This window comes from Candidatus Hepatincolaceae symbiont of Strigamia maritima (assembly GCF_055505085.1).
The window spans coordinates 1-4961 of record NZ_DBKDTU010000225.1 but is presented as its reverse complement, the minus strand read 5'-3'; the positions used below and the strand labels follow the sequence as shown (position 1 = coordinate 4961).

The 4961-nt window shown below is 30.4% G+C and carries 4 protein-coding genes; all 4 read left to right on the top strand.

What is annotated here, in order from left to right:
• The coding region (locus tag ACQCX0_RS06170; protein WP_462563298.1) for a prolyl oligopeptidase family serine peptidase at positions 1-424 on the top strand (424 nt) is incomplete at its 5' end.
• A complete protein-coding gene (locus ACQCX0_RS06165) occupies positions 417-1334 on the top strand; it encodes a DMT family transporter (RefSeq protein WP_462563297.1) in 918 nt (305 codons plus the stop codon). The genes ACQCX0_RS06170 and ACQCX0_RS06165, both read left to right, overlap by 8 nt.
• Positions 1294-3738, top strand: coding sequence for a Lon protease family protein (locus ACQCX0_RS06160; protein WP_462563296.1), 2445 nt, complete (start codon positions 1294-1296; stop codon positions 3736-3738). The genes ACQCX0_RS06165 and ACQCX0_RS06160 overlap by 41 nt, the downstream gene beginning before the upstream one ends.
• Positions 3739-3889: 151 nt before the next feature.
• Positions 3890-4729, top strand: coding sequence for a 3-deoxy-manno-octulosonate cytidylyltransferase (locus tag ACQCX0_RS06155; RefSeq protein ID WP_462563295.1), 840 nt, complete (start codon positions 3890-3892; stop codon positions 4727-4729).
• Positions 4730-4961: the final 232 nt, after the last annotated feature.

The following is a 4961-nucleotide window of genomic DNA, read 5'->3' as shown; positions in this document are numbered from 1 at the left end:
TAGTTTAGGAGGTTGGTTAAGTTTTCTATATGCTTTGAAATTTCCTAAAAAAGCTTTGGCATTAATTAGTATAGCCCCTGCTTTAGATTTTACAGAAGATATTATGAATACCATGAATATTTCTTTACTCAATGAAGATTTAATTCCCATAGAAAGTATATTTATTAGCAAGAAACTCCTCACTACTGCCCAAAAATATTTACTATTACACAGTCATATTAATATTGATATTCCAGTAAGAATTTTACACGGCATGCAAGATAGTGCCGTACCCTATCAAAAAAGCCTAAGAATAATAGCTTTATTAAATGCAACAGATGTAGAATTGCATCTTTTTAAAGACGGAGATCATCGTTTATCCGAACCTAAATACTTAGAACATTTAAAAAAATATATTTTGGAATTTATCCCTAATAATGCTTAACCTTACGTCACATAAATCAGAAACTCTTGGCATCTTATGTTATGTGGCATATGTTCTGATTTTTAGTTATGTATTTATTTTAATTAATTATCTTTCTAAAAATATGTCTGCAGAGTTTTTATCTTTTATGAAGTTTGTAGCTACTTTTACTGCCACCCTCCCTTTTATGCTTAAAAACTTTAGTTTGTTTAAAACGAAAATAATCTGGTGGCACTTATTAAGAACTATAAATGGTTCTTTTATGATGATTTTTTTTTTTAAAAGCTTAGTTTTAATTAAAATTGCCGAAGTTACTGCCCTAAGTTTTATTGCTCCAGTACTGGCAAGTTGTTTAGCAATATTTTTTTATAAGGAAAGATTTTATAAACTACAATTTCTGATCTGCCTACCCCTAGCCATTATCGGGGGATTGATTAGTATTAATTTTTATTATACTCTTACCCTGAATGAAGGTAGTATTTATGCTCTACTTTCTACCATTTTAGTAGCCTTTGATATGCTAATTACTAAAAAAGTAGCTAAACATGATAAAATTTTTACCTGTATTTTTTATGCAGCCTTGTTCGGGATAATTTTAAATGCCTATCCAGGCTTAAGAAGTGCTCATACTTTTATTTTTAGTATGGAAATTTTAGTATACTTGTTCCTGTTTATGGCTATCTTCTTAGCAGGAATTATTCTAAGATTACAAGCTTTTAGATTGGCTACGGTTAATGTTTTAATGCCTGTTGATTTTTCAAGATTATTTTTTGCAGCATTAAGCGGTTATATATTTTTAGAACAGACTATTAACCCAAATATTTTAATTGGAGCTACTTTAATTTTTATAGCAATTATATTAAGTTCTTTTATACAAGGAGAAAAAAAACATGAGCACATTGTATCAAACCAAAAAATTAACAAAAGTTGAGCTTTACAAGCCATGCAATCCGGCTACTTTTAAGGCTGAAACCACCCAAGATATTACTCCCATAGAAAATTTTATGGGGCAAAATCGGGTGCTTTCAGCCTTAGAGATGGCAATAGAAATTAAAAATACTGGTTACAATGTTTTTGCTTTAGGACCAAACGGAATAGGCAAACAAACCATTACCACTAAATTTTTTCAAGATAAAGCTAAACACAAAGCTTTACCTTCTGATTTTTGTTATGTTTATAATTTTAATAACAAAGAAAAACCTAATTTTATTGAATTTAAAGCCGGTGAGGCTAAGATTTTTAAAGAAGATATGAATTCTTTAATTAAAGAGTTACAAGTATTAATTCCTTCAAGTTTTAAAAATATTACCTATAGAACTAAACTTAAGAATCTAGAAGCTTCTTTTTTAGAAAAACATAGTGAGAAAATTCAAAAGTTACAAGCAGAAGCTTTAAAAGAAAAGATTAATATTGTGAAATCCGCCGAGGGATTTGTATTAGTGTTAGTTGATGATAAAAAACAACCGGTAGCACCTGATTATTTTAGTTCTTTACCAAAGGAGAAGCAAGAGTTGCTCACAAATGAATTAAAACGAGTACAACACAAATTAGAAAAAATCCTCTTACTTATTCCAGTAGGAGAACAAGAAAAACAACTAAAAATTCAGCAGGAAAATATTAAATTATTAGAACACGTAATAATTCCAGCACTTACTAAAATGGAAACTAAATGGGCACATAATCCTGTAGTATTAACCTATTTAGAAAAAGCTAAAGCTCATTTATTACTGCATCCTGAATATTTTGTTAAAATTACAACTACTAATGATGAAAATACAGAGAATCCAATCTTATCATTTTTAAAACCAAAAGCTAATAAATATTCCCTAACTAATTTTGAGGTAAATGTTATTTTAGATAACAGCCACTATACCGATAATAATGCAGGAGCCCCAGTGATAGTTTTAGAAAATCCTAATTATGCCGAAGTATTCGGTAAAATTGAATATATGAGCGAACTTGGTTCTCTAAATACTAACTTTACTCTAATTAAAGCAGGAGCCTTGCATCGTGCTAACGGCGGATATTTAATTCTTGATGCACGAAAAATCTTAGAAATTCCTTTTTTATGGGATAAGTTAAAGCGTGCTATTAAAAGTAGGAGTATTCAAGTGGTTAATCAAGAAAGTGCTATTTATTACGGAAGCTCCTTTACTTCTATTGAGCCACAGGCAATTCCTTTGAATGTAAAAATAATCCTCTTAGGGGAACCGGACATCTATTATGCTTTATTAGATTATGATAAAGAATTTGAAGATTTATTTAAGATTTGTGCCGACTTTGATCAGGAAATTTCTTATAACAATGAAAATATTCAACTATACGCATCTTTAGTAGCCTCTTTAGTTGAGAAAGAAAAGCTACAACCTTTAAATAAAACAGCACTCGCTAGAACAATAGAATTCGGAGCTAGAATAGCTGAGAGCCAAGAAAATTTAACCACTAGGGTTTCTTTGATTAAAGATTTAATTGTAGAAGCTAATTTTTTTGCTTTGAAGAAAAATAAAAATTTAATTGAATTAGAAGATATAGAGTTAGCCTATACTGAGAGACGTTATCGTGCTTCTAAAGTACATACATATATGCAAAAACAAATTCAAAATAGAACTATCCTGATAGAAACTCAGGGAGAACAGGTAGGACAAATCAACGGCTTATCTATTTTTAGTATTCACGATTTCATGTTCGGACAACCTCAAAGAATTAGCTGTACAGTCTATAAAGGTAAAACTGGAATTATTGATATAGAAAAAAGTGTGAATCTCTCCGGAGCGATTCATTCTAAGGGTGTTTTCATTTTATCCGCTTATCTGCATAGTTTATTTAGCAAAGAGATTTCTTTAGCATTTACCGCAACTCTAAGTTTTGAACAATCTTATGGTAAAATTGACGGAGATAGTGCCTCAGGGGCTGAATTATTTGCACTGCTATCATCTTTAGCAGACTTGCCTATTAAACAATCTTTTGCAGTAACCGGCTCGGTTGATCAAAAAGGAAGGATTCAGCCTATCGTTGGCGTTAATGAAAAAATTGAGGGATTCTTTGATATTTGTCAAAAACGGGGCTTAAATTCTGAACATGCTGTAATTATACCCCAAAGCAACGTTAAGAATTTAATGCTAAAAAAAGAAGTTATAGAGTCAATAGATTGGGGATTATTTAATATTTATGCTATCTCTAGTATTTCTGAGGGAGTTGAGCTCTTAACCGGAATTAAAGCAGGAGTATTACAAGAAGATGGTTTATTTGAAGAAAATAGTGTATATAGAAAAATTCAAGATAAATGGCTTACTATAACTAAGGATATTGCTACTGCTAAAGATTTTACCGAATAATCTTATTTCTTTACCTCTAAGCATTCATAAGTAATATACGTATAAGTAGTATTTTCTGGGTAAAGTTTCTACATCTTTAAAGAATACTCGGGGACAACTTAACTACGGTACTGCAAAGCATACTACACAGAATTAAATATAAGGAAAACAAATGAAATCAATTAAGCCTATCATCATTATTCCCTCAAGACTAGCTGCAAAAAGGCTACCCAATAAACCTCTCTTACTAATTAATAATGAACCTATGGTAATCCAAATTCTAAACAGAGCCCTTGAGGCAGATATTGCCGAAGTATTAGTTGCCTGCGGGGATAAAGAAATCTTTGAATTAGTAAAAGAGAATAGTGGCAATGCAATATTAACCGACCCTACACTGCCTTCAGGCACAGATAGAGTTTATGCTGCTTTAACTGCTTTTGACACACAACAGAAATATAATTTGATTATTAATTTACAGGGTGACTTACCGAATATAGATTCTCAAAATATAAAAACCTGTTTTGCAACTTTAGTAAATAATTATCAGATTTTTGATATTACTACAATCGGAGCAGAGATAACCGATATGACAGAGCGGGAGAACCCTAATGTAGTTAAAGCTATTGTAAGTTTTCAGCATACACTAAATACTAATACACAAACCTTACAAAATACACATCTAACTACTAAAATCAATAATATCTTAACTAATAATTCTTTACCCCAAGCTGTTAGAACAGGTCGTGCTCTCTATTTTACTAGAAGTACTGCTCCCTGGGGGGAAGGAGAGCTTTACCATCATATCGGGGTTTATGCCTACACAAGAGAGGTTCTAACTACTTTTGTAAACTTACCTCCTTCTCCTTTAGAAAAAAGAGAAAAACTAGAACAACTAAGAGCATTAGAACATAATTTAACTATCGGATTTAGTGTGGTAGATTCTATTCCTATTAGTGTAGATACTAAGAAAGATCTTCAAAAAGCTAATGACTTTTTTAAAACTAGAAACTAAATGACAATTATATACATAAAAAACCAAACCAATAAAAACCAAATAATTCAATCAAATTTAAGAAACTAATTTTTAATCTCTTTTTTATTACTAAAATTGCTAGCAAATAAATTTAACTTACATTTTTTAGTAAAATATTATACATTATAGGAATAATTATTCTTATAATTTTCATCAAACAACAAGATGCAAATAAAAATTATTTGCATACAATCTAAATATAAAATTGTAA

What these genes read in the sequence shown, in the direction of transcription:
- ACQCX0_RS06160 (WP_462563296.1), top strand. Translation starts at nt 1,294, where the DNA reads ATGAGCACATTGTATCAAACCAAAAAATTAACAAAAGTTGAGCTTTAC.
- ACQCX0_RS06165 (WP_462563297.1), top strand. Translation starts at nt 417, where the DNA reads ATGCTTAACCTTACGTCACATAAATCAGAAACTCTTGGCATCTTATGT.
- ACQCX0_RS06155 (WP_462563295.1), top strand. Translation starts at nt 3,890, where the DNA reads ATGAAATCAATTAAGCCTATCATCATTATTCCCTCAAGACTAGCTGCA.